Origin of the sequence: Pseudomonas sp. 30_B (genome assembly GCF_017491605.1) — a bacterium.
Classification (GTDB): domain Bacteria; phylum Pseudomonadota; class Gammaproteobacteria; order Pseudomonadales; family Pseudomonadaceae; genus Pseudomonas.
On sequence record NZ_JAFGYY010000018.1, the window covers coordinates 1 to 24,146 of the forward strand.

The 24,146-nt window shown below is 54.5% G+C and carries 19 protein-coding genes and 2 pseudogenes; 6 read left to right on the top strand and 15 right to left on the bottom strand.

What is annotated here, in order from left to right:
- A partial coding sequence (locus tag J5M67_RS19140) for an acyl-CoA dehydrogenase C-terminal domain-containing protein (protein ID WP_207886915.1) occupies positions 1-464 on the top strand: 464 nt, incomplete at its 5' end.
- A 298-nt stretch (positions 465-762) separates the two neighbouring features.
- Here J5M67_RS19140 and J5M67_RS19145 read toward each other — a convergent pair.
- Complete coding sequence (locus J5M67_RS19145; RefSeq protein WP_207886916.1) at positions 763-1,935, bottom strand: MFS transporter; 1,173 nt, start codon at positions 1,933-1,935, stop codon at positions 763-765.
- Positions 1,932-3,104 (bottom strand): serine hydrolase, encoded by a 1,173-nt coding sequence (locus J5M67_RS19150; RefSeq protein WP_243434756.1) that lies wholly within the window; start codon positions 3,102-3,104, stop codon positions 1,932-1,934. The genes J5M67_RS19145 and J5M67_RS19150 overlap by 4 nt, the downstream gene beginning before the upstream one ends.
- A 137-nt stretch (positions 3,105-3,241) precedes the next feature.
- Between J5M67_RS19150 and J5M67_RS19155 the strand changes: the two genes are divergently transcribed.
- Positions 3,242-4,171 (top strand): LysR family transcriptional regulator, encoded by a 930-nt coding sequence (locus J5M67_RS19155; RefSeq protein ID WP_207886918.1) that lies wholly within the window; start codon positions 3,242-3,244, stop codon positions 4,169-4,171.
- A gap of 792 nt (positions 4,172-4,963) precedes the next feature.
- Here J5M67_RS19155 and J5M67_RS19160 read toward each other — a convergent pair.
- The 13 genes and pseudogenes from J5M67_RS19160 to dndB all read right to left on the bottom strand — a co-directional run bounded on the left by J5M67_RS19160 (position 4,964) and on the right by dndB (position 20,944).
- The gene (locus J5M67_RS19160) at positions 4,964-6,064 is read right to left on the bottom strand and encodes an HNH endonuclease domain-containing protein (protein ID WP_207886919.1); all 1,101 of its coding nucleotides are present in this window, start codon (positions 6,062-6,064) and stop codon (positions 4,964-4,966) included.
- Positions 6,061-6,477 (bottom strand): HIT family protein, encoded by a 417-nt coding sequence (locus J5M67_RS19165; protein WP_207886920.1) that lies wholly within the window; start codon positions 6,475-6,477, stop codon positions 6,061-6,063. The genes J5M67_RS19160 and J5M67_RS19165 overlap by 4 nt, the downstream gene beginning before the upstream one ends.
- Before the next feature lie 112 nt (positions 6,478-6,589).
- Positions 6,590-7,027 carry a DNA phosphorothioation-associated protein 4 gene (locus J5M67_RS19170; protein WP_207886921.1) on the bottom strand — a complete coding sequence of 146 codons (438 nt, stop codon included), beginning with the start codon at positions 7,025-7,027 and terminating at the stop codon, positions 6,590-6,592.
- On the bottom strand, positions 7,020-9,029 hold the full coding sequence (locus J5M67_RS19175; RefSeq protein ID WP_207886922.1) for an AAA family ATPase: 2,010 nt from the start codon (positions 9,027-9,029) through the stop codon (positions 7,020-7,022). The genes J5M67_RS19170 and J5M67_RS19175 overlap by 8 nt, the downstream gene beginning before the upstream one ends.
- Positions 9,026-9,199: a hypothetical protein gene (locus tag J5M67_RS19180; protein WP_207886923.1), complete on the bottom strand. Its 174-nt coding sequence runs from the start codon at positions 9,197-9,199 to the stop codon at positions 9,026-9,028. Before J5M67_RS19180 ends, J5M67_RS19175 begins: the two co-directional genes overlap by 4 nt.
- Position 9,200: 1 nt before the next feature.
- Entirely contained in the window at positions 9,201-11,276 is a 2,076-nt protein-coding gene (locus tag J5M67_RS19185; RefSeq protein ID WP_207886924.1) for a DEAD/DEAH box helicase family protein, read from the bottom strand.
- Between the two features lie 1,345 nt (positions 11,277-12,621).
- Positions 12,622-12,768, bottom strand: a pseudogene (locus J5M67_RS29595) (sigma factor-like helix-turn-helix DNA-binding protein); the annotation flags it as partial.
- A 1,252-nt stretch (positions 12,769-14,020) separates the two neighbouring features.
- Positions 14,021-14,191: a hypothetical protein gene (locus tag J5M67_RS19200; protein WP_207886925.1), complete on the bottom strand. Its 171-nt coding sequence runs from the start codon at positions 14,189-14,191 to the stop codon at positions 14,021-14,023.
- A gap of 418 nt (positions 14,192-14,609) precedes the next feature.
- Positions 14,610-15,760 (bottom strand): IS3 family transposase gene (locus J5M67_RS19205; protein ID WP_121335745.1). Its coding sequence is split into 2 segments (ribosomal slippage): positions 14,610-15,517 and positions 15,517-15,760, totalling 1,152 coding nucleotides; the frame shifts between segments, so codons are not numbered across the junction.
- Positions 15,761-15,967: 207 nt separating this feature from the next.
- Positions 15,968-16,333 carry a DndE family protein gene (locus J5M67_RS19210; RefSeq protein ID WP_052157126.1) on the bottom strand — a complete coding sequence of 122 codons (366 nt, stop codon included), beginning with the start codon at positions 16,331-16,333 and terminating at the stop codon, positions 15,968-15,970.
- Positions 16,330-18,342, bottom strand: a complete 2,013-nt coding sequence (dndD, locus tag J5M67_RS19215; protein ID WP_207886926.1) for a DNA sulfur modification protein DndD — start codon at positions 18,340-18,342, stop codon at positions 16,330-16,332. Before dndD ends, J5M67_RS19210 begins: the two co-directional genes overlap by 4 nt.
- Positions 18,339-19,865 carry a DNA phosphorothioation system sulfurtransferase DndC gene (dndC, locus tag J5M67_RS19220; RefSeq protein WP_207886927.1) on the bottom strand — a complete coding sequence of 509 codons (1,527 nt, stop codon included), beginning with the start codon at positions 19,863-19,865 and terminating at the stop codon, positions 18,339-18,341. The genes dndD and dndC overlap by 4 nt, the downstream gene beginning before the upstream one ends.
- Positions 19,862-20,944 (bottom strand): DNA sulfur modification protein DndB, encoded by a 1,083-nt coding sequence (gene dndB, locus J5M67_RS19225; RefSeq protein ID WP_207886928.1) that lies wholly within the window; start codon positions 20,942-20,944, stop codon positions 19,862-19,864. The genes dndC and dndB overlap by 4 nt, the downstream gene beginning before the upstream one ends.
- A gap of 714 nt (positions 20,945-21,658) precedes the next feature.
- On the opposite strand from dndB, the gene J5M67_RS19230 reads away from it, so the two are divergent.
- From J5M67_RS19230 to J5M67_RS19240, 4 genes and pseudogenes are all read left to right on the top strand, one after another.
- Positions 21,659-22,627 carry an IS110 family transposase gene (locus J5M67_RS19230; protein ID WP_368735943.1) on the top strand — a complete coding sequence of 323 codons (969 nt, stop codon included), beginning with the start codon at positions 21,659-21,661 and terminating at the stop codon, positions 22,625-22,627.
- Between the two features lie 280 nt (positions 22,628-22,907).
- Positions 22,908-23,222, top strand: coding sequence for a transposase (locus J5M67_RS19235; protein WP_207886929.1), 315 nt, complete (start codon positions 22,908-22,910; stop codon positions 23,220-23,222).
- 119 nt (positions 23,223-23,341) lie between these two features.
- A pseudogene (locus tag J5M67_RS29940) lies at positions 23,342-23,443 on the top strand (IS3 family transposase); the annotation flags it as partial.
- 50 nt (positions 23,444-23,493) lie between these two features.
- Complete coding sequence (locus tag J5M67_RS19240; protein WP_207886930.1) at positions 23,494-24,084, top strand: IS3 family transposase; 591 nt, start codon at positions 23,494-23,496, stop codon at positions 24,082-24,084.
- Positions 24,085-24,146 lie beyond the last annotated feature (62 nt).

Below are 24,146 nucleotides of genomic sequence, written 5' to 3' on the forward strand. Positions count from 1 at the left end.
AGATCTACGAAGGCACCAACGGCATCCAGGCGCTGGACCTGATGGGCCGCAAGATCGTCGGCAGCGGCGGCGCCTACGCCAAGCTGTTCACCGACGAGATCCGCGCCTTCACCGCTTCGGCCTCGGCCGAGCTTTCCGAGTTCACCGGCCCGCTGAACGCCGCCGTGCAGAACCTGGACGAGCTGACCGCCTGGGTCCTGGACCGCGCCAAGGGCAACCCGAACGAGATCGGCGCCGCCTCGGTCGAGTACCTGCACGCCTTCGGCTACACCGCCTATGCGTACATGTGGGCGCTGATGGCGCGTGCTGCGCTGGGCAAGGAAGGCCAGGACGACTTCTACGCCAGCAAGCTGGGCACCGCCCGCTTCTACTTCGCCCGCCTGCTGCCGCGCATCCACTCCCTGAGCGCTTCGGTGAAGGCCGGCAGCGAGTCGCTGTACCTGCTGGACGCCGCGCAGTTCTGAGAGCCAATTCGCGCGCTTCAGAAAGTTGTTTGGGCACGCGATTGACCCATATTTCCAATGTCCCTTTCCGCCGCTAGCTGTCTCCTATGAGAGGTAGCTATGGGTCGAATACAGCAGCTCGCCTCTTCGTCGTCATCGATTCCAGAGCACGGCTGCCCCGGATGAAGGGCTCAATTGCCATAGCGAGCAGCCGTGTACTCAATGGTTTCGGGATCTGGTAGGCCGGGTGGACCTGACCAGCTCGCTATGGATTCGCGTCACCCAGGGCACAGCGCAATTGCCGAAGATCCGTCGCGCCTTACCCCCACACCGCTGGAAAACCGTGCCGCCTTGCGGTCCACACCGCCACCAGCGTTGCGATCAGCAGGACCAGCAGTGCCGGAGAGAACGCACCGACGCCGAGGCGATCCAGCAGCACGCCGCCGACAATGCCGCCACCCGCAATCGCCAGGTTCCAGGCTGTCACCAGCATCGATTGCGCCATGTCGGCGGCGTCCCCGGCCGTCCTGGCGATGGCGGTCTGGAACAGCGTCGCCGCACCACAGAACGCCAGCCCCCAGGCGACCACCGCTGCATACACCACCGCAGGCGCATCGCCCGCCACGCCGAGCGCCAGCGCGGACAGGCCGAACAGGACCGTGCTGGCGAGCGTCAGCGCACGCAGATGGCGGTCGATCAGCACGCCAATGATCCAGATTCCCAGCAGGGACGTGACGCCGAACACCAGCAGCACCAGGTCCGTCCGTGCAGCCATGCCCGCCCCCGCGAGGAATGGCGCGATATAGGTGTAGAGGATGTTGTGCGCGAGCACGAAGGCCAGCACCACGAACAGCACCGGACGCACACCGGCGACGGTGAACACCTGCCCCAGCGACAGCCGCTTGCCCGCCGCCTGCCCGGCGAAGTCCGGCACCTTGACGCGCACCCACAGCATGAGCAGCAGTGCCAGCCCACTCATGATGCCGAAGCACATCCGCCAGCCCACCAGATTGCCGAGGAGGGTGCCGGCCGGTACGCCGAGCGACAGCGCCAGCGGCGTGCCCACCATCGCGATGGCGATGGCCCGGCCCTTCTGGTGTTCGGGCACCAGGCGCGCCGCATAGCCCGCCAGCAGCGCCCAGAGCAGCCCGGCCGACACGCCCGCCAGGAAACGCGCGACCATCGTCAGGGCATAGCTGCCCGATAGCGTCGTGACCGTGTTGGCAATGACAAAGCCGGCAATGGCCACCAGCAGCAACGGGCGGCGGCGCACACCCCGTGTCGCGGCGGTCAACGGGATGGCCGCGACCAGCGAGCCAATGGCATACACCGTGACCGTCTGCCCGACCCAGGCTTCGGAAACCGCCAGGCCTTGCGCCATCCGCGGCAACAGGCCAGCGGGCAGCGCTTCGGTGAGGATTGTGACGAACGCTGCCGTGGCCAACGCCAGCAGCGACGCGATGGGCATGCGCTGCGGATGCGAGGCGATCATTGCGCCGCCTCCAAGGCACCGTAGACCGCATCGCGCAGATCGGTGACGAAACGGCCGGACATGCCCTCGTACAAGGTATTGGTGAAAGCGACCACGCAAAGGCCGCGCGCCCTGTCCACGAACCAGGCATGGCCGTAGGCACCGCCCCAGCGCCAGGTGCCGGCCGACTCCGGCGATGCGGCGAGCTGCGGATCCCGCAGGACCGAGAACCCCAGGCCAAAACCGAAGCCCGGTGCACTGGGCAGATCGAGCCCACCGGTCTGGTCCCGTCCCATCTCCTCGATCAGCTCGCCGGGCAACAGCGCACCGCCGCCCTGCCGCAGATTCTCCAGCAGGCGCAGGAAGTCCCCGGCCGTGCCAGCCATGCCGGCGCCGCCCGAAGGAAAGGCCTGGGCATCGAAGATACGCGCCGGGCTGTATTCGATACCGACCGTGCCCTCGAAGGGCGACACCGTTTCACCCTCGGCCAGCCGACGCGGCTGCGGCGTATCACTGACATAAGCGGTGGCCACGCGCTGCGGATCGCGTACGACGAAACCGGTATCGGCCATGCCCAGCGGGCCGGTCACCCACTGGCGCACCGCCTCGTCCAGCGGGGTGCCCTGGATGCGCTCGATGATTGCCCCCAGCACGTCGGTTGCCAGCGAATAACCCCAGGACGTACCCGGAGCAAACAGCAGTGGCACGCCGGCAAGGCAGCGCAGGTTCTCGGCCAGGCTGATACCGGCAGCATCCATGCCGTCCGAGACCCCCGCCCGCGCGTAGGGGCCGTCCGCATCGGCCTCGAAGAAGCGATAGCCCAGCCCGGCCGTGTGACTGAGCAACTGCCGCGCGGTGATGCGTGCCGGGTTGCCGTTTGCCAGCCGCGGCTGGAACTCGGGCAGCCAGCGGCCAATGTCTTCGTCCAGGTCGAGGCGGCCCTGCGCCACAAGTACCAGCGCCGTGGCCGAAACAATCACCTTGCTCACCGAGGCCAGCCGAAAGACGGTCTCCAGGTCCATTTCCCGCGCGCTATCCCGGTCGGCAAAGCCGGTGGCCTGCTGGTGGATCAGCTCGCCGTCACGCGCCACCAGCACGACGGCGCCGACCAGTCGCCGCTCATCCAGCGCCTGCTGAACGACGGCCTGAATCCGGGTGGATAAATACGCAGGCGGAACACCCTGGCGCAGGGCAGAGATGGGATTCGTCACGGGAAAGTCCTCGACTGGATGGGCAATGCCGTGACCTTAGAAAACCTTCAATTGAAGAGAAAGTAGGCTAAATTTCCACGCTATACGGACGAAACTGTCCGCAATCGAGGTGCAGTATGGACAGCCTGAATGGCTTTGTAGTGTTCGTCCAAGTCGCCGAAACGCGCAGCTTCGTCGCTGCTGGCCGGCTGCTGGGCGTGTCAGCCTCCGCCGTTGGCAAAAGCGTGGCGCGACTGGAAGAGAAACTGGGCGTGCGCCTGTTCTACCGCAGCACGCGCAGCGTCACGCTGACGGCCGAGGGCTCGCTGTTCCTGGAGCGCAGTCGGCGCATCCTGGCCGAGATCGAGGCGGCGGAACTCGAACTGTCACAGGCCAGCGGCGCCCCCCGCGGACGCCTGCGGGTGAGCCTGCCACTGGTCAGCTCTCTGGTGCTGCCGGTGCTCGGCGAGTTCATGCGCGAGTACCCCGAGATCGAGTTGGACCTGGACTTCACCGATCAGGTGGTGGATGTGATCGAGGAAGGCTTCGACGCGGTGGTACGCACCGGCGAGCCCTCCGACTCCCGACTCACGGCACGCAGGCTGGGGACCTTCCGTTCGCTGCTGGTGGCCTCGCCAGACTATCTGGCGCGGCGCGGGACACCCCGGGTGCCGGCCGATCTGATGCAGCACGCCTGCCTGCACTACCGCCTCCCCAACAGTGGGAAACTGGAGCCGTGGGCACTGCGACAAGTCGCCGGCGAACCCGAGTTGCAACTGCCCACCTCGATGATCTGCAACAACATCGAGACTCGTCTGTGCTTCGCCCTGCAGGGGCTGGGGATCGCCTATCTGCCGGACTTCGCCATCCGTGACGCGCTGGCCGATGGACGACTGTGCCCGATACTGACCGACTATGTGGAGCGCAGCGGCGTGTTCCATGTGCTGTGGTCGGCGAGCAAGCACCCGTCGCCCAAAGTGCGGGCACTGGTGGACTTCCTGCGCGCGCGGGTGTTCCCGGTGCCGAAGTGCAAGGCGTCAGTGTCCGCGAAACAGCTCACCCGATAGCCGGCCCCGGTGCCCGGCCAGTCTCCCCCGACACGCAACCAGCCATAGCGTCCCGGCAATCCGCTACGCCAGACAACACCGCGTTAACGAACTGCCGGATGAGGCGGAGCGCCAGGAGCCGGAGAAATCCTGGCACTTCGTTTTGTGTGTTTTCAATGCTTCCGATTGGCGGTCGCAAGCAGTTACCACCCGACCTTAGCCACGCAGCGTGTTGCGTCAGATCCGATGCAAATACTTTCTCAACTCACCATCAAAAGATGGGGGTGAGAGCGCTGCAAATTTCGGGTGGGGCAAAAAGTGGGGCAAAATTCGGAGGCACTCAAAAACCACCAGGCATAAAAAAATCCAGTCACCGCTAAGTGACTGGATTTTCTAGGGATTTTTGGTCGGGACGGAGTGATTCGAACACTCTATCCCTTGCACCCCATGCTTGTGGCCGAGTCCATAAGTCACTGATTTTTCCGGAACAATCTAGGGCGCTCGCTGCAATCGATGCCTTACGATACCTGACGGTTTTCGACGACTTCCCGCAAAAGTCCCTAGCCCTCCGAGAGTAGGGGTCGTGGTTTCGAATCCCGCCGGAGCGCCATCTCCCTGTAATGTGACGACATTGAAGTCCTTCTCCGCTTCAAAGCCCGCAAGCGAGATGGCTTTTTGGATGGTCTTACGGTGATGTGGCCCCAGGCTCGGCAGCGCCGACCAATGCACATATAGGTGCTGTCCGACTGTCTTACCAACGAAGGCGGTTCCGTTACCCATGCTGGGTCCTCCCGACGTAGGCTCGTGGGTAAGCTAATACCCTAGGCTCTGGGCCAATGAAATCATTGGATGTAAGGTTTTCGTGTACGCCGCCGTAACCTTTTCCGGATATACCAGCTCGGCGGTGCTGAGGCCAAGGCCGGCGCTGTAATCTTCAGCCATGGCTGTCCACTGTTTTGACGACAGCAGGCGCTGAGCCACTTGCAGAGCCTGGATATGGACATTGATAAACGCCTTCACCTGCTCTGGGGTGGGCAGGGTCCTTCCGACGCTGCGGTTAGTGGCTGACTTGGCCGGGATTAGATTCCAGTATTGGTCATGGCAGATGAACGACCAAGGCAGGAAGTGGTCCAGATCAAAGGCATCGGGCTCAACTGGATCATTGGCGTAAATGCACGTCAGAGGCAGCTCGGCAAGAAGCTGCTTCCAAACTTTGCGCTGCTTCGTGAGCGATGCCCGTTCGTACGGCGGCGCGACCTTGTCGATGATGGCCGGCGAATTTGGATTGCTCCTCTGCAGATAGGCCGCCCAATGGTTGAACGCCCAGCCTTTAATGATCGAGAAATTCACCGTCAGATACTCCAACCAACGCGGATGGATCTCGATGTGAGTGCCGCCGTTGACGAAGCGATAGAGGGGCGGATGGTCTGACGTAAACGTGGATTCCGCCAGTTCGCGTATTCTTCGGTCTTTCTTTTGATCAGGAAGGCAATGCAATGCGTCCGCAAAAAAGGGCGTCAGTAGGCGCTGGGGGACGTACCGTTGGAGGGTCGCCGCGCCGATACGATCGAACTGGCCGGCAAGGGCGTCGCGTAGGGCTTGCTGCGCCTCCGGTGACGTCACCGCGCGCTCAGACAGATCAAAGTCCAGCCGATCCAGCACCGAACCAACTTGATCCTGCGCCCCAAATGAAAGTTTGAAGAACCGATGGGGATACCAGCCGAAGCTGAGCAAGCTGCTGGTGATCTCGTCCAACGCAAAGGTTCCGTCGTCATCGAACCGGCGCAATCGGTTTTCGATCAGCTGCAACAAGCCAATAAAGAACAGCAGCTTGTAGGATGCAGTCGTCTTATCGAAGATCGCCGATAGCGCACCCACGTTCAGCGTGGTAGCCGGGGGAGGGATCGCGCTCATGGCCAATACTTCGCTTTGTCCGGAATCACCCAACGTACCCCGCCTCTGGGGTCCTCGACATCGCCGTCGTACCTAGGAATGACGTGAATGTGCACATGCGGGACCGTCTGTCCTGCAGCCGCCCCATTATTGATCCCCACGTTGTAGCCATCGGGACGATGGAATTGGCCGATAAGGTCCTTCGCCTGATTGATCAAACTGAGCAGATGCCTTTGTTCTTCGGCAGGCACGTCAAACAGGGTTGGGTAATGGCATCGTGGGGTGATCAGTAGATGACCGGGAGAGACCGGGTAACCGTCCGCAAAAATGTTGGCCATCTCGTCGCTGTAGATCAACCGCTCCTGGGGTAGATTGCAAAACGGGCAATCAGCCTGGTGGGACGCAGCGTGATCGTAGCTGGTTGCGTCTGCCATGATGGTTGGATATTCCTTTTGTTCAACGTCATTCCCACGTCACCGACAAGCCCCACTGCACTCTGCAGTTTTGGAGTCAGAGGCGTCCCTGCCTCCGTTCCAATCCCGGACCTTAGGCGCCCAGCGCCGTAATATCATCAATGATCGTGTGCTCGGCCTGCTCATCGAGAATCAGGCGAATGATGGCACTTTGTGCATCCACCCCCGGATCGATGATCGTGCTTTTGATGATATCCAAACCGCCGCAGGCGTATTCTTCGAAGAGCTTGATCTTGGCGTCAAACTTATCGCCCTCGGGCTCCAGGTAACCGGAATCCTGATGGTCGAACAGGGCCAGCACGTTCATAAAAGCTTCGTCGTACTCCCCCCGAAACACCGACAACGGGATGGGCTCACTGGACTTGTCGAACGCCACCGACTTCTTTCTTGAAAAACCCACGGCCGCGGCAAACAGCATGGCGTCCTTAAAGGTGGCGAAGACACCCACGCCATCCTTCAGATAGTTTAGGGTGTCGGTGTGTTTAGCTGGCTTCCGGACGCGATCAACCATAGAACCCTTCCTCCAAGTTTGTGTACTCGAACTTCTCATTGCTGTCTTGGTCAGGCTTATGGTATTTCAGCGTGTATTGCTTACCCAGGCGTTTGGACAACTCGCTCTCCACCTCGCCGCGCCATTGAGATTTCGATACCATGACGATGACCTGATCAGCCAGGGCCGGAATGAGGTTCGCCACTTTTTGGCGATACTCGGGATCCAACGCACCAAACGGGGAATCCATCACGATCGGAAAGATGCCGCCTTTTTGAAACACACCCTGTTTACTGGCCCGTTCTTTGGCGCTGTTAACGATGCTGCTAATGAAGCAAAGGCTTGTCACCTGGTTCTCACCGGTGGATTTCTCCAACACCGGCTGTTTACCGTGCCCTTCGATGTTCTTAAAAATTTTTAGGGTAAAGTCTTCATCGATCTCCGCCCAATAATCTTTCCTCATAATTTTCCGGAAGGTATCGTCGACCTTTTTCGACAAATCTGAGCGGACCTGGTGGGCCATCGCTTCGTGCAACTCGCCAATGGTATCTGCCACTTCCTTGGCCAGCTGCTTTCTACGCTGACTCAAATCCGCCTGGCTGGTTTTTGCCAACTCCTTTTCAACTTCCTTCTCCTTTTCTTTGAACGCGCAGTCCCAATCTGATATCTGGTGCCGGCCGATGGCACACTTATCGTTGTACTCTTGTCTTTTTTCTTTTAATCTCGCCCGCCGCTTCTCCATTTCAGCGGCATCCTCTGTCCCACCAATCTCTTCGCCCAGTTCATCAATACGGCCCAACAACTCCTTTCGCCGCTTGGCTAGATCGTCCAATTTCGTTGTCCACTCATGAATATTGGTGAACAAGGTTCTTCGTTCGGATTGCAAATGGGACATGACACCAAACAGCGCCAAGAACTTTTCTTCAACGCCATTATCTTTGATAGTGGTTTTGTATGATTCCAGGGTCTTCACACAGTCACTTCCCGGCTCTAGGGACTGACCACAAATACACTTGCCCAGATTGATCAAATCATCGATAAAGGTTGCTTTTACCTTGCTGGGCATCTCCCCCCGGACCCGCATTTCATCCAGATACTGTTTCACCTCGGCCAGCTGCGACTCGATAAACGCGAGAAAGCCTCGTTCTGTGATGTTTTTGTTAAGGGAAAGCTCGGCGGCGGATTTATCTTGCTTAATTTGATCAAGTTGCGCCTCAAGCTCTTTTCTTAATTTTTGCTGTTGCGCAATGATCTTAATAGAGTCCAAACTCTTATCGATTTCCTCTATATCCAGATCACAAGCAGCCTTGTTCTCTTCCCACGTCTTGATCTCTTCCTCTTTCTTTTGGATTTGATCTGTCAATGTCGATTGTTCTTCGTAGAGCACCTTCAGATTACCGGAGGAGCTGTCTTTGGCTTCTTTATTGAAATGCTGCACCACAGCTTTCTTTAATTGACTTTCGGCTCTATCCAGAATATTCAGGCCCATCAGGCTTTTGACGGCATCTCTAACCTGGGTGGAGGCGCTACTGTAGGAGAGTTTTTCGATACGCTCACCGTTAAAGAAGAAATAGCCATGCATGTTTTCCGGCAAAATTTGGTTCAGCTGACTGCCGGGGTTAGGGGAGCGATGGGACTTGCCAGCGTCATCAATCCAGCTCAGAGACGGCACGGAGGGCCCCAAGGTCTGCGCGTTCAAGCCCTGGCCTTTGCAGAACTTTTGCTCTCGACTGGCGGTGTAGGAAGCCCCATCATCATCAAACTCCAAGGTCACCGACATGACGATAATGCTATCTTGGTCCGACTCAGCAATGGCCTTTTCACTGAGGATGTTTTCGTTATTGGTATCGAAGTCGGTGGTTCCGTAGAGCACCCATTTAAAGGCGTTCAATAGGGACGTCTTGCCGGCACCGTTTTCTCCGTGAATAACCGTGACGCTCGCTTGTTCATTGGTGGCGAAGTTAATCGAAACTTCGCCATAGAATTGCCGAAAGTTTCGAATAGTCAGTTTTTTTAATTTCATGCCTTAACTTTTCCCTTAATCACCGCGATGATGCGATCGCAGAATTCCCGCTCCACTTCCACCGGGAGAACTCTGTAGTGCTTGCCTTCTTGATTGATTTTCAGGACTTCTTCAATGACCGAGCGGACCTCAGGAGAAGCAGCCTTAATGACCTCAGCGGGTGTTTTCATATTAAGCACCTAACAGTTTTAATTTCTTTCTTATTTCTCGTAAGGCTGAGAGGGTGTGTCCGTAGTTTTCGGAAATCTCGGCAAACTCGTTGATTCGTTCAAGCTCACGCTCAACCATGCTCTTTTCGATGTTGAACGTTTCTTCGTCCTCCCCTAGCTTGTCAAGGGGCGGAATCGCGATAAAGTCATAGATGGAAGCAAGGCCCTTACCGTCGTACTGACGCAGAACCCGTCCCCGTCGTTGAATGAACTGACGGGGGTTGGTCGAGGACGCCACGATGTAAGCGGTTTTCGTTTGCGGGATGTCGACCCCCTCATCGAGGCACTTAATGGCAACAATGGCGTCAATGTCGCCGGCCTTAAAACTGCCCAAAATCTCGGCGCGCTGTTCTTTGCTCTCTTCGGCCGTGAACTTGGCCACGCGCCATTGGCAGTCCCTCCCGGCAATCTGAACAATCCGATCGATATCCCGTTCACCGTCGTTGATGGCCTCACTGGAATAGATCAGGGTGTGTTGTCGGTCCTGACTGTCGCTCAGCAGTTGTTTCAGTTTGCGTTTTTTGTCTGCACTGCTGCCGGTGAGCTTGGCGCGCTTGATGAGCTCGAGCTTTAGGCTGGTGGAAAAATCGTCTTTATCCCCCATGGCCATGAGCCGGGCAATTTTTATGCTCAACCGGATGTATTCGTCCAGCTCCTCCGGATCCAACTCACAGACGATCGGGTAATAGTTGTACTTGCACAGAAAGCCGGCGTCGATGGCGTCCTTGATGTCAAACTCAATTACCGGCTCACCGAAGTAGTCAAAGATGGCCTTGGTTCCAAAGGGGTCGTTGTGGCGGATGGGCGTGGCCGACAACCCAATTCGAAATCGCGCCTGTTGGGGCAGCTTCTGGGCAATGTTCTCAGCGCCCATGTTATGCACCTCGTCCGACACCAACAGCAAGTTGGTCCGGACACCATCAAGGAATGACTGGAACTGGATGTTCTTGAAGGTGTCATTCACCGCAATGGCCAACATATGATCACGGTCCCCGGACAGCAGCTGATTGTAGGCGGACTGCAGCGTACCCAACCACTTGTCTTTGCCCCCGTAGCATTTGATCGCGTCGTAGCCAAAGAACGCCGCTTCGTCCGCCCACTGCTCCCCTAAGTGCACGTAGGGGACGGTGATGACGATGACGAGCTTGGCTTGTTGAGTGCGGAAGTGGTCCAACAGCCTAGTGGCCGCGGTCAGGGCGGTGATGGTTTTGCCGGCCCCGGTGGCCATGCAGAACAGCCCTTGCCCATTCTGGGCAAACCAAGCTTTGATGGCTTTTTCCTGGTATCCCCGGATCTTCCCCTCGTCATCTTGAATGGCTTGGGGGACCGCCGGGCAGCCAGATGGCAAGCTGTAGGGGCGAGAGCTTGTCGTGGCATAGGCTTTGATTTTATCCAGCGTCTTGGATGTGGGCGTAAAGATCAGGAGATTGGGGTCTTTGCCTTGCCAGATGCTCTCAAATTCGTGCTTCTTCTTTTCGCACCGCTGGCGACCTTCCTCGCTGGCCCACGACCGATAGATGTCAATAGTTTCCCAATTCGAAGACGCTCTGGCGGTCAGATTGTACGAGCCGCTGAAGGCGATATCGTTGCCCGCCTCGTCCGAGAAAATGCCATTTTTCGCATGGTAAATCCCACTCAGCTTATTGGTAGGCACTGCAACTTTCAGATCAACAATGCCATCGCGGATCAGCCAAGCCAGCGCTAGACGGGCGTCCTCTTTGAGCGCCGAGAACACCTGATCCACCTCTTCCTCAAAAATCCGCTTGGCCTGAAACTCCTTATCCGCCACGGCTTTTGAATTTACGATGCAGTCTAGGTCCTTCTCCTGCAACTCGTGGCCGACGATCCATCGAGCCTTGCCCCGAGATCGGGCGAACTGCGAGATGCCCTGAGCAGTGTCCGCAATCCAGCCTGAGGTAAAATACCCCACCCCCACGTCGTAGGTGACGGCACTTTTTAGCACGGGGTCGAAGAAGATCGCGTTGGGGTCTTCGGAAGAAGTGTTGATCGACAGCGGGAGATCGATTTCTTTAAACATACAGATCGAACTCCTTCATCAACGCATCCAGAACGCCCGTATCAACAGACTTTTCTTCCGTATGGTTACGGTAATCCAGTTGCCATAAGGTGGTTGGCTCGCCGGTGGCGTAATAGCATTCAATCTCCGTATCCGTTCCATCGAAGCGCACACAACCCCGTTCTAAGGTTATGTCCGGGTCCTTCCAAACGACCGAGAGAATAGTACCGACTGCATACTCTATACCCGTTGATCGAATACGATTATATAACGACGACAACGCAACAGATTCTTTGTAGGAAGCCATTCGGATCGCGGCTTGAAGACGGCGTATGTCGGCGGGGTCGTTGAACACTCGGTCCGCTACATCCCACTGGCGTTTCTCCCCCGTCAGGTAAATCCCGTCACACGTCACCAAGCTGTTTCGGATCGAGCCATTCGTTAGCTCACCCCGGGTGGGACGGAGCAATTCCATGACCTCGGAGATCGAAACCGGTCCATGGGTTTCGACCAGTTCTGCGATTTCGGTTTCCAGCGGTAAATAATCTTCATAGCTGGGCAGGCCGACCATAAACCCTCGTCCAATTCGATATCGTCCGTCGTCTTGAAGAATGCCATGCACCAAATAATAGTTAAAATGAGGTTCTTTCTGCCTGAGCTCTGGCCTGATTCGGGAAATGTGTTCGAAAATAATTCTCGAATTCACGTAACGACCCTCACTGAGGATGAACTTGTAAGCTTCGTCTCTGATGTGGTCAATATCGTCAGAATCCAGCTTTAAATGGGCGTACAAGGCAAACGTACCTGGGCCGATAATTAGTACATCCCGCAATCGGTTCAGGGTTGACCCAAGGGCGTGCTCTGTGACCTCTTCCTTAAAAATCTTTTTGTATAGTCGTGTGGCTTCGCTGGTATGGAGGGGTTGTCCCGCGGACGCCAACACAATCCGGGCGCGCTCCGACGCGGAGTTAACGACGATATCAATTTTCCCCTCCGCACTTATGGAAAACTTCTTCTGGTGACGGAAAATAAAGTACTCCAATACCGGACGATTCACACCATCAAGTTCCTTAATCAGAGTTTTTCTATCCCCGCCGGAGTGACAATAAATAAACGCTTCAATGTCGCTGAAAAGTTGGTCTTGACGCGCCGTAAAATCCTTGCTGATTATGTACTCACCGTCCCGTGCCATCCACGCATCCAGGCTAGCCGGGACAACGAAGTTTAAGGCCACGTCCAGTTTTTGCCTTGAAACACCGTACAAACGCTGTACAACCTCAACGGATAACACTCCTTTTGAGGCTTTAACATATTTCTCGAGGCTTTCGGATAGGTGGAACAGGCTAATGCGATTATTCTTCACGTATTTCGTTAGCGCCTTAGACTCGACTTGCCGGATTCGCTCTCTGGTCACGCCAAAGCGCTGACCCAGCTCCTCAAGCGTCTGACCTTCGCGCCCTAATCTCGCTAGCAAAACTTTTGCCTCTCGGTCTTCCAGGCCCGACAAGTCATTCGCGAAATACTCATCGTGGCGGAAGACCTGACTCTTCTTGCTCAATAGGAATCTGTAAAAATCCGAAAGCAATGCTACAAGCCTCGGTGCCAGCTTAGCGTCAGTGATTTTTTCAGACATCTCATAGATGTCATCACTGATTGAGGTTAGCAGTTGATGTAGCGAGGATTTACGGTAGACGGGGTCCAGTTTATTTAGCAGCGTTTCTTCCTGTTTCGATAGGCCAGGCGCTTTGCCGATGATTTCAGCAACGGTGATGTTGGCAAAGCCTTCATTTTCGAGCAGCGACACGAATTCCGATTTCAAGTAGCCCGACTCATACTGAAGCGACTGACTCTGTAGCTCCGGCCCTGTAAACGCCAATTCGTCCACGGAACCGTTTACCAAGTCTTTCAACAGATTGAGGAATTCGTCCACAGATGTCTGACCAAAGCCGGGTAGGTTTTGAAGCTCACTCCTCAGAGTGCAAAGACTCTTACCTTCTAAATCTCCCAAGGTCTCTGCTCCAAACTCTTTTTTTTCGATAGCTCTAGTGAGAGCATTACTCAATCGCACGCTACATTGACAAGCTCGGAGAAAATTAACGAGACTGAAGCTCTTGTAGGGGGTAGGAATAGTCACAGAACGAATCTGATGGGGTGAAGTAAAGACGCTTAAGTTACTAGCTATATTAGCCTTGGCATACTCATCGAGTATGCTTATTAGTTCGGCAACGCCTTTTTTTCCGAGATTAGGAACTAGAAAGAGGCGTTCAATATTGTCACTTTTATTCTGAATGTATTCAGACAAACTCTCAAAAGGCAGCCCACCCTCTGAGGCTGCTCGCAACACAGAATTGTACAGCCTAGTACTAACTTGCTCACGCTCTAAGATTTCTAGAATCTTGAGATCAAGATTGTATTTCATTCCGTGTCAACTCTTATAGTGGTCAACTGATCCCGGGCACCGATTTAAGTTTTTCTCCCTCTAGTGCCAGCGCGATTCCGCCATTGAAGGCATGCGGTCGCTCGGTGTTGTAATACCTCCATTTTATAACCGCTGATATTGGCGCACAGCTTGTCGGCAGTGGCCCAGAGAGTTTTCTCCATGGCCGTGATGCTGATGGCGAGCTACACCTTGACCACCCTGACCTCGCTGACGGCTGCTGCGGCGCCGGCCACATAGGCGGCGCTTCTTCAACCGCTGCAGACGCCAAGCGTTCACTAACCACACTCAGTACCTGGTCAGCCATACTGCTGGCAACCGACTGCGCTCACAGCATAGCCCCCCAAACACGCCCCTTCTGCAGCAAGCCCTTCTCGGTCAGCCTATCCCGCGCCGCCCAGAAGGCGTCTTCGCTCAGCTGCGAGAACTGGCTTTTTAGGCGATCCAGAATCGACTGATTGCCATTACTCGAACCATCAATGGGCACTAACGCCAGCATTGCCTGCTCCAACTCACTAATGCACAAAGCTCCACAGCCGACCGCAGCAACGCGCACCAGCCCAGTTCAAACAAAGGTGGCAACAACTAAAACCGGAGGGAAGGCTGAGCGCCAGCAGCAGCTGCACTGCGCACTTGGAGGTGCCGTCCCTGGAAAACCGTGATCTGCCATTTGCGATGGCCTTCACCTTATCCACTGACAAGACAGGGGTAAAGCCGAGTCAGTATTTTTGCCTGCTCATTCAGGATGCAATTGCGCTCAATGCCTTGTCAGGCTGATGCGCTCGCGGCGAGGCCTGTCCGTGCGCCCCACTACGCCGGCCGATCCGGCCCTCTGGCCATTCGATCGCGTGCAGCGACAGTTCCATGCCGACCGGCCCGACCAGCTATGGGTATGGGACTGAATCGCCCCGGATTTCCTAGACACTCTCCAAGCTCTGGAAATAGCGCTTTTCAAACTCCACTGGCGATAGCTGCATAGCGCTGCTGTGCCGGCGCTTGGGGTTATAAAACATCTCGATGTAATCGAACACATCACTGCGGGCTTCTTCGCGGGTGCCGTAGGTTTTCCTTCGGATGCGTTCCCGCTTCAGCAACTGGAAAAAGCTTTCCGCAACCGCGTTGTCGTGACAGTTACCGCGTCGACTCATGCTGCTGATTAGGTTGTTGGCCTTGAGGAAACTCTGCCAGTCCGAGCTGCTGAACTGGCTGCCCTGGTCGGAGTGAATCATCACTTCCTGCTTGGGCTTGCGCCGCCAGACCGCCATCAGCAAGGCATCGATGGCCAGGTCGCTGCACATCCGTGACTTCATCGACCAACCAATCACCTGGCGTGAAAACAGATCCAGCACCACCGCCAAGTACAACCAACCCTCATAGGTGCGGATGTAGGTGATGTCGGTGACCCAGACCTTGTTCGGTTCACTGACGTTGAACTGCCGTTCCAGGCGATTGGGCGAAGCCACCGTTGGCTTGCCACCGTAATAGCCGGGGCGCCGACGATAGCCGGTCTGCGAGCGCAATCCTTCTCCCCGCATCAGGCGAGCCACGCGGTGCCGGCCACAGGACTCCCCCAGCTCACGCAGGTCGTCGTGGATCTTGCGATAGCCGTAGACCCCACCGCTTTCCAGCCAGGCATGTTTGATCAACCCGAGCAGGCGCTGATCTTCCTTGGCGCGTACGGATTTCGGCTCGGCCAGCCAGGCGTAGTAACCGCTGGGATGCACTTTAAGGGTCTGGCAGAGACGTCGAACCGGGTACTCCACCGACAGCTTGCTGATGAAGGCGTACTTCAGCCGGACTCCTTGGCAAAGTACGCGGCGGCCTTTTTTAGGATGTCTCGCTCTTCGGTCACCCGCTTGAGTTCGGCGCGCAGACGACGCAGTTCGGCCTGCTGATCGTCTTCTTGCTGCCGTTGTTCCTGGGGCTTGCCGTAGCGCTTGATCCAGGCATACAGGCTATGCACCGACATGCCTAACCGCGCTGCCACCTCGGCCACGGGGAGGCCGCGCTCGGTCACTTGCTTGACCGCTTCGATTTTGAATTCTTCGGGGTAACGCTGGTTGCTCATGGCACCTCCTGATGGGCCTCATTATGAGGCTTAGAGGTGTCTACGAAACTAGGGGCGATTCAGCGCTATGCAGCTATCGCCAGTGGAGTTTGAAAAGCGCTATTTCCAGAGCTTGGAGAGTGTCTAGGAAATCCGGGGCGATTCATATCATAGAAAAACTGTCTTCAAAAAATAAGAGGGAGGCGCCTCCCTCTCAAAGCTTAGCTACTATGCCTTAACCGTTAAACGAGCAACATCCTTCAACGCGCGAACATGCCCCATTTTGTGGAGTCCAATCTCTACAAGAGAAGCTACGTGACGAACTGGATCCCATTCAAGACTGTTACTGTCTACGAAATGCCTGAGCAAAGCCTCATAAATATCTAAATTTTCACCAAACAATGTAGGAGAATTGAACTCCTGCCCATCGAGATCGGACACACTGGCGTTACCTAAACCCTTTTCATCAGCAAGAGCCAACGCAAAGGCATAGCGACACAAAATATTTGGAGTCAATCCCGTCTTTGATTTCAAATACTTGAGCTTTGCGGTAGAAGAAGCGCTGATCTTGAATTTTTGTGGAAAGGTGTTCATACGTTTTCAGACCAACGCCAGAAGTAACCCTCTTCAACTTGTGTCGAGCGAGTTTCTGGACTATAGACAAGATGATAAGAATGCGATACATGCGGACGAAGTCGCTCGTAAAACGAACAGTCAATTTCCGTATCAGTTGACAAAATAACAACCTGATGACTAGTTTTCGGAAAATAATTGTCTAGCAGTTTCTTTCTGTGAAGTGAGTCTAGCCGACCAAGAGGGGTATCAATCACAACTGGTAGACTACGCCCGGAAGTACGTGCTAACGCCTCTAATATAGAGATAGCAAAAATCTGCTTTTCGCCTGCCGAAAGTTCACTCTTTTTAATCGCCTGGCTAGTCTCATCATGCAACTCCACTTCAAAGCTATCAGGACTTATTTTGATAGCTAAACGACGATCTTCCTTGCGAGCCAAATTATTGAATGACGAATAGAACTGTGTTTCAAGCTCCCTCAGCTTAGCCTCGCGTGCTCTGATAGAGAACTCTTTCAATACATATCTGGCTCGCTCAGCAAGAGAAAAAGCACGGCCATCTTCTTGCGACCTATTGACTTCGGTATGAAGCTCATCCAGATGCCTTACAACAGGGGATAATTTATTTAAAGCCTCTTTGACCCGATCCGCGAGAAAGACCTTCTTATCCTTTAATCCACTCAAGCGCCCTTGCAAAACTCCCTGCTCTTTAAATAGCGGGATTAATACATTTTCATCTGGGGCCCTAGCTATATTCTCACCAATAGAGTCTATAGATGAGTCAATTTCATCTAGCTCTCTGAGCAGAATTCTAACTCGCTTAAGATCTGAATCTACACGCGTTGATAGCCTGTATTTTATAGATACATAGCTACTTTCGGAAAGGTCATGCAACTTGGCAGAAAATCCTTTCCGCCCTTCAATTACCGCACCGAAAACCGATAAGTAAGCTTCATCCAGAGACGCTCTATCACTAATCGAACTAGGAAGTGCCTTCATCAGAGCAAAAATAAGCTTTTCCTGCTGACTTTCCAGATACTCAGCAAGCACCTCTACCTTAGATGCTTCCTGCTCACTAGCAAGCTGAGAAAGAAGCGCTTCATTGAGGTTTCGAGTTAACGCCAATGGGGCCAGACTGCTAAGTAGCTCATGCAAAGAGCCCTCAATTGCTCTCTTCTTAATCACTAACTCATCAAGACGAGCAGCCTCTTCTTTTTTCGTCAGGCTCCAAGCGCCCCCACGAGCATTAATATTAGAGCTAACATTTGCAAGCGCGCTACTAACTTCACCTATATCCCTCCTGACTTTTAAAATCTCTTCCCGCAATAGAGTGATGCCATCAGTAAGACGATTATGTTCAGCCTCTAGCTGGGAAATTTTTTCCCTACGCTCTTCGGAGGTTTTTTTTGCCGCTCTAGTTCGAACTAATACGGATAGGTCCGAGTCTAGACGATCAATAAGGTCCAGACCTAACAACTTATTAATTGAATCACGCAGGGCGTCGCCAGTAGTCTCCTCAGCCAGACTGGCTATTTTCTCACCATCAAAGAAGAAAAGCTCGGATACGCCGATTGGGATTAATTCGTTCAGAAATGATTGAGCCTGATCATATGAAAGCTCAGCCAACAGATTGCCATCCTTAGATATTACTAATCCCTCTTTTACTTTTCCAGAAGGATCAACGTGCCAGTCCCTAAGTAAGTTATAGGTAGAGATAACACCGTACTGAGCATAGCGAAATGAAAGCTCTAAAGCCGATCTCGTTGGCTTAGCTATACTATTATGAGCACGATGAATACATTCTTTTAAGTACTGGTGGTACTCGGAAGTGGAAGCAACCTGACCAAGTACTCCTTTCCCATATAGGGCGAGCTTTAGCGCAAGCAGTATCGTAGTTTTTCCGCCACCATTAAGTCCCCCAAAGAGAACAATAGGGGCATTTTTACCTTTCTTTAGTTTTGGGACCAAGTCAAAATTATGACTCCCTCGGAAAACACGAAAGTCCAGTAAAGAAAGCGAATCAATAATCATTTTAGCAAGCCATCTACTTCAGACTTCAAAGACTCAAAAGCCACTTTATATGCATCAGAGTGACGAGGACTAGAATGCCGCTCAAGGGCCTCATCAAGCCCTCCCCAGTCTTGTTCAAGCACTTTCTGAAGCTCATCCAAAATCCCCTTTCGGCGAGACAACCCAGAAAAGGAGAGCTCAGCATCAATTAGCTTCATAATCAGGGCTGCAGGAACCCCGTGTTCAAGCTCTAATGAGCCCAAAATTTCGGCGTCAGGTGCCGTAAACGCCCCCGCATCATTCCTTATCCACTCGATTTGATCATGGGGATAAACTTCAGAGTAGATTTTGGGGAGCGAATCAATCCAATCTGGCTCGTTTGGGTCTTTTAGCCACTGCTGACGAATTACCTGAAGCTCATCTCTACCAATCAGCTCTAGATCTCGACCACCGTCGCGAATTGTCCGCTCTATTTCAAGAAGAGCTCGCAACCATTCCTTACGATATTTCATCCAATAAGGCCCAGGGACGTGCCTGGTTGCGGTGGAAGAGTCATCATCAATTGCACCACGAGCAAAAGTTACCTTTCCAGTTCTTCGCTTATAATTACGATATTCCGTTTTATTCTCCGGCAAAGAACTTTCATGCAGCTGATTCCTAAACTCCAAGAGAGGCCGCATCCAGTCTTCCCCAGTATTCACCAATCCTTCAATGGCTTTATCCTGGGTTACCACCGTACAAGTCCAGCACCCAAATCGAGAGTTTCCGCAAGAGGGCGTATTAGTATCAATGACTAATGGACACTCGCCAGCATTGGAGCCTTTATATAATTCAAATAGAACCCTGTTTGAGCCCCCCCAAGGCCGGGGCGCACTCATTAAATACTCCCAAACATCATCAGATGACCAGTATTCAATGGGCATATAGGTATATGCATTTTGAAGAGATGAGTGTCGACCTAAAGCTGACCCTTCAATACGATGGCGGGCAATCACTTGAGCACGCGTGGAGCTTTCCTGACGCCTAGAACCTAATGCAACAACAACCTCACCAAATCGCGCGACTTTATCTTTAATAAATTCGCTCACGGGATCAATTTTCATGCGCTCGGTGCACCAACGAAATGCTTTGGTAGGCGCAGGATATCCCTTTCCTAATAAATTAGACCAAAAGGTCTGATCCGTATCAGGAGTAACAGCATGGGCACTCATAGGGATTTCATCAATAGGTGACTGAGAGTTAATAGATCCCAGCACCTCATGAATCATATCTACAACAACAGGTGTTTCTACTCGCGTGTCAGATGAGACGACATACACATGTTTATGGCGATCATCCAGAGCTAGAGTTTTCAACGCCATATATATCAAAGAAAGTACAACCGTAGAGTCTTTACCGCCACTAAACCCTACCACCCATGGTCGATTATCAGACTTATATATATGCTGAATCTCTCTAATCAGATCTAAAAGCGGCCTATCCGCGATAACACTTTCTTTGACAAAATCTTCATGAGAGCAATACAAAAATTGTTCATTACTCATTGCTTGGCTAGCCTCTCTTCAATTTCACGCTCTGCTGTAGACAGAGGCACCCCAAGCTTCTGTTTGATCAAGCTTGCTGTCAGGGCGACATTCGTGGTGGCTTTTGAAATGCGTCCATGCACCATCGCCCGCCCCTCCCACTCTTCATTGGAGCGAGACCAGTCTATCCCTCTCAAGCTAAGCAAAATATTCTTCCACTCCGACTCTCTCCTAGCTATTAGCTCGGAGCCAACAATCCCCATCGCTTGGAGCATCACACCGTGGGCATGGATATAATTATCCCGAAGGTCAGCGGTAGATAGTTCTTTATCTCTAGCGCGCGTCCAGTCAGGCATCTGGATTGCAACGGCCTCCCAGTATTTCTTCGCCAACTCTCTTTCATCTTGCTCTATTGCCTCGTTCTTTCCTTTTTTAAGAAGAACTCGTGACGCATTTTTAATAGCGCTTAGAGTGAAGAGCTTTGAGCTACGATGCGACAGGCTAGACTTTTCTAGCTCTGTCATCCGTGAAAACACATCAACGTTTTTTACTAGGTATCTAGCCAGGTCAGAGAGATGATCTCTGTGATCGTATAAAGTGCTAATTGAGTCACTTGGACGAACAGCATGCTTATTTAGATCAGCAAACATTTGCTGGCTTCTGTGAAGCCCCTCATCAATAAAAAAAAGAACCGGAATATTGTCATATCCTAATTCGGGGCTATCCTGAATTGCGCGTTCTATCGCCGCTCTGCGGTGCTGACCATCATTAATCAATATTTGTGCTTCCATTGGGATCGATAAAATCCCAATACTTTGCCCTACTCCGGTATCGGAGAATGGTTCAAATTTTACTGTCGAGTTAATTGATGCCGTAATCGCGGACAAGGTATAGTCACCCAAATTTTCCACGAGATAAGAGGCTATATCCGGAACCCGCGCGATATTCAACTTCCGCTGCGCACGAAGGTCCGCGGGAACATCGTCCTCGTTGAAACTGAAAATTTTGGGTATCAACCGCATCGGACACATGGCAATGTAGCATGGTCGACCAGCCTGGATACCTCTCACACAAGGGAAGGAATGGATGTAGTTACTCATGGACGGATACGTTATCTGATGGCCTTGTACGTCATTTTCCACATTTTTGACGTACACGCAAGGAGCACCTGCCCGCCGGGGCCCAGCACGGCACCGAAAGGCCCGTCAACCCCACAACTGACCGTGCACTGTAACGCATCGATGCTGCTCAAATGGAACGATTGACCTGAATCTCATTACCCCGCGAATGTATCTGAGGTGCCCAAGACAATGCGCTCACCCTTTTCGGTGAGCACCTGGACATTTATGAAGCCTTACTCGGGCAGTTTACCCATGAGAGTGACTTCTCCTGGGACCCACTCAGACACGTTGCCTCGCTGGTTGAGGTCGGACCGCATACGATGGGCCACGCTCGCTCGATCAAAGACATCGCCAAACTGATCAAAGCTTAGTACCTGGCAGAGCCTGCGCGTCACGCGCAGGCTCTCTCCCGTCCAGACTCGCAGGCGGAGCCAGATGTTCTAGGTGGCCACACGAGCCCTCCCCCGACATCTAGTGCGAATATCGGAAAATCTCTCTACAACGCGAAAACTTTAGCCGCCATGTCTTTGGTCTGTCCCGGACTGAGTGAACACTGATTTAAGGCAATGAAATGGGCTCCTCCCTTCTACGGCATGCGAGCACCAGACTGATGGTGTAGCGACTTGTCCCAGAGGAGGAACCGTCATGAACATGAAGCGCGTCGGACTGGATCTGGCAAAGTAGGTATTCCAGGTGCATGGCGTCGACACGCATGAGCGAGTGGTGTGCCGTCGGCAGCTCAAACGTGCGCAGGTGCTGGATTTCTTTCGCCAACTGACACCCTGTTTGGTCGCGATGGAAGCCTGCGGGAGTGCGCACTATTGGGCTCGCGAACTGCGCAAGCTGGGGCATGAGGCGCGTTTGATCGCCCCCCAGTTCGTCAAGCCTTATGTCAAGGGTGACAAGCATGATGCGCATGACGCCGAAGCGATCTGTGAAGCAGCCAGCCGGCCAGGCATGCGCTACGTGCCGGTGAAATGCGCTGAGCAACAGGCGGCACAAGCCGTGCACCGGATTCGCAGCCGATTGGTGCGGGCACGCACGGCTTTGAGCAACGAAGTACGCGGCCTGCTTGGCGAGTTTGGCATTGTGAGCAGTCGGCATGGACGAGCAGCAAGCAGCGAGTTGCTCAACTTGGTGGTGGCCGGCGAGCACGACCAGCTACCGGCGCCGATGGGCACGTTGCTGACGGATCTGAAGGAAGAACTGCAGGCCTTGGATCAGCGCATCACCAGGCTGAATCAGTTGATCCTTAACAATGTGCGCAGCGATGTGCGTATCCAACGCCTGCTGGCGGTGGAGGGCGTCGGTCCGATCAGTGCTACCGCGCTGGTCGCGGCCGTTGGCGATGCACGGCAATTTCGTACAGCTCGCCAATTTGCTGCCTGGCTGGGCTTGGTGCCACGGCAGCACTCCAGCGGAGGCCAGCAGCGCCTGGGCAAGATCAGCAAGCGTGGCGATACCTATTTGCGTACCTTGCTAATACATGGCGCCCGCGCGGTGATCCGCACCTGTGCCACGAAAACTGACGCGCGTAGTCGCTGGCTGCAGGGCTTGTTACAACGGCTCAATCAGAACACCGCCACGGTTGCCCTGGCGAACAAGAATGCCCGAATACTCTGGGCCCTGCTCAGCCGAGAGACCAGCTACCTGCCTGGTTGAGAAACACCGACAGTACCGTCGTAATGCAGGCATCACCACGATTGCACAGTGACAGGCAATGATGACGAACCGGTCGCACCGGCATGTGTGAAACCTGGTTTATCCACGGGCCCTCTGCTGCCACGCAAGGCCGATAAGGCGATCAGGCGCACATGGGCGGACATTCATCAGGGCTCGAAGGAGCAATGCTCCCTTGAAGCCGGATATACGGAAGCAGTCGTACTTAGGTTCAGAAGCAATGCGGGTCACTGGCAAATCGGGAGGAGTCCATATATGGATAATGTCCACCGCCAGGAGTGTTCATGGCCCAGACCAGACGACGTTTTCCCGAATCCTTCAAACGCAAGGCGGTGACCAGGTGCTTGCCGGTACGCCGCTTCGTCGTGTGGCCGAGACACTGGACATCGCTGAAAGCCTGCTGGGCAAATGGAAACGCCAGTACGAGCAGCAAGGTGACGATGCCTTTCCGGGCAACGGCAAGCAGCGTGGTGAGAGCGCGGAGCTGCGTCGCCTACGCCAGCAATTGGCCCAGGTCACCATGGAGCGCGATGTACTAAAAAAGGCGCTCGCCATCTTCTCGCAGCCCACGAAGTGAAGTTTCGCGCCATCGAGGCGTTGGCTGGTCGTTACCCCGTAGCACCGATGTGCCGGTTGTTGCAGGTGTCGCGCAGCGGTTTCTATGCCTGGCAACAGCGACCGCCTTCGGCGAGGGAGATGGCGAATCGGCGTCTGAGCAAGGAGATCCGCACCATCCACCATGAGGTGAATGGGATCTATGGGCATCGCCGCATCAAGGCTGAATTGACAGCCATGGGGCAGGCGTGTGGCCGGCACCGGGTTGCTCGACTGATGCGCGAAGCCGGTCTGTGCGTTCTTCGCGCAAGCGCTGGCGGCTGGTTTCCAGCAGTCGCCATAATCTGCCGATTGCACCGAATCACCTGGATCGCCAGTTCGCCTCGGATCGCGCCAATCGGCACTGGGTCTCGGACATGACCTATGTGCGGACGGCCCAAGGCTGGCTGTATCTGGCCGTTGTGCTCGATCTCTATTCACGCGCCGTCGTCGGCTGGGCGATGCACCACCGGATGCAGCAGGCCCTGGTACACGCCGCGCTGGAGATGGCTGTGGCACGCCGCCAACCTCAGGCGAAGGTGCTGCTGCACTCGGATCGTGGTAGCCAATACTGCGCCTACGACTACCAGGCCTTGCTTCGGCGACATCGCATCGTGCCTAGCCATTCGCGACCTGGGAACTGCTGGGACAATGCGGCGATGGAGAGTTTCTTCCGCTCGCTGAAGGCCGAGCGGGTATACCTGACGCGTTACGCCAGCTACCAGGAGGCGAAAACCGACCTGTTCGATTACATCCGCTTTTACAATCACCGCCGTCGCCACTCGACGTTGGGCTATCTTCGTCCGATGGAGTTTCAGCGGCGAAATGCGAGCAGTAGCTCTTAACTACCTGTCCACCAGTTCCGGGACAGACCACCAGGCGTATCCAAAAAACTCAGAGAAGTAGA